This is a genomic window from uncultured Candidatus Kuenenia sp. (assembly GCF_900696675.1).
GTDB lineage: Bacteria > Planctomycetota > Brocadiia > Brocadiales > Brocadiaceae > Kuenenia > Kuenenia stuttgartiensis_A.
The window spans coordinates 1-1,519 of sequence record NZ_CAADGZ010000269.1 but is presented as its reverse complement, the minus strand read 5'-3'; the positions used below and the strand labels follow the sequence as shown (position 1 = coordinate 1,519).

The window sequence follows — 1,519 nt, the reverse complement described above, 5'->3', positions numbered from 1 at the left end:
ATAATTCCATCAACTTATTCATAAGTAGTGTCCTCCAAATTGTCTGATTACTATTTACGAGGATACTACTATACTTTATAATAAACTAAAAATCACCTTTTTGGTTGCGGCCAAAGGCCGCGCTAGGTCCTCTGTGGTTTGTCCTGCTATACTACATCATTCACTTTAAAATATTTTCTGCAAATTTCTATTAATTGATTATACAATTCTTCATTGTCACTTACACACCATTCCTTTTTGCGCTCTTCATTCATGAAATATATATTCCCATCATCCCATCCGTATAACTCTTTAAATTCCTCCTTGTTTTTCATGCCGTTACCATCTTTTTATTACCCACCTTACATCAACTTGTTAGATCAGATAACGAAACTGGCTTTATATCAACAGCAAACTTTGTTGCACTCTTAACGGCGTGCATGTACGTGACAGTGCCGCCGAGAATTCTTGCGATTTCTTGACGTATATCAACTGGCATCTTGTAACCAAACACTATCCCCGTGATGTTGCCTGGTAAAAGATATGTTTGATTTCCTTTTTCAACTAAGATGCGCCACTCTCTCTCATATGTCCAAAGCTCTGATTTTGTAGTCAATATCTTTGAAACAACTTTTTTGTCTCCTAATTCGATAGGTCTAACTGCTGGAAGGTTATCATCGTACAAGACGGGCATACAATGATCCCAATTCCCCAATGCGTTGGAGTCGGTACGCTCAAATTCGATACAAAAACCTTTATGAGACTCTGAATAGTGCGACCACATCAAGATATTATCGTTAATCTCGCTAAACGGAAGCACCCCCATTTGTTTCATAGCTCTTATCGCTGTTTCGAGCGATACTTCATCTATCGGAAATCCATTTATATGCATTTCAGAAAGGTGAAAACTAAACTCAAATGGATCGTTTAATTTTTCTGCAGTTGAAAACCAAATCATTTTGTTTTTCAATATGTCGAGTGAACGATCGTAGAACCTTACATACTTGTATAGTTTATAGATGCCGATCTCATTGCAATTTGTGCAACGCAAACGACGCTTTTGAAACTCAGTTTGGCAGTTTAAACACTTAATCGTAGGTTCCGGCATTTGATTTCAAGGTCTCTCTTCGTACAAGTATTGCTGCATAATATTTATCTTTATCCCACAATTGCCCCACATGTTATTTTGTGATATAGCAAATATCAATCACAATCAGCAGGATTATGCTGAAAACCGAAAGATTTTTCATCTGAGAGATAACAATCCCCTGATTCCCCCTTTATTAAGGGGGACCTTAAAATTTTCCCCTTTGTTGAGAGGGACTTAATTGAAATCCCCCTTAACAAAGCTGGGGATGACCCATATTTTTTGCTGGACACCGTGTTAACCGTATGTTACACTGTGTACATGCTTAGAGTAGGAGGTCGAATATTTTCAGATGATGTAATAAAGCGTTTATCAGAAACTATCCAAAAGGAACCGTGCCTATCGCGTCGTAAACTGTCGCGTCTGGTATGTGAATGGATGGACTGGAGGAAT

2 protein-coding genes are annotated in these 1,519 nt (G+C 38.1%); both read right to left on the bottom strand.

Features of this window, described 5'->3' with window-relative positions; all coding sequences use genetic code 11:
- Positions 1-146: 146 nt before the first annotated feature.
- Positions 147-314: a hypothetical protein gene (locus QZT26_RS17570; RefSeq protein WP_157820485.1), complete on the bottom strand. Its 168-nt coding sequence runs from the start codon at positions 312-314 to the stop codon at positions 147-149.
- Positions 315-346: 32 nt separating this feature from the next.
- Positions 347-937 carry a DUF2971 domain-containing protein gene (locus QZT26_RS17565; protein WP_295104037.1) on the bottom strand — a complete coding sequence of 197 codons (591 nt, stop codon included), beginning with the start codon at positions 935-937 and terminating at the stop codon, positions 347-349.
- Positions 938-1,519: the final 582 nt, after the last annotated feature.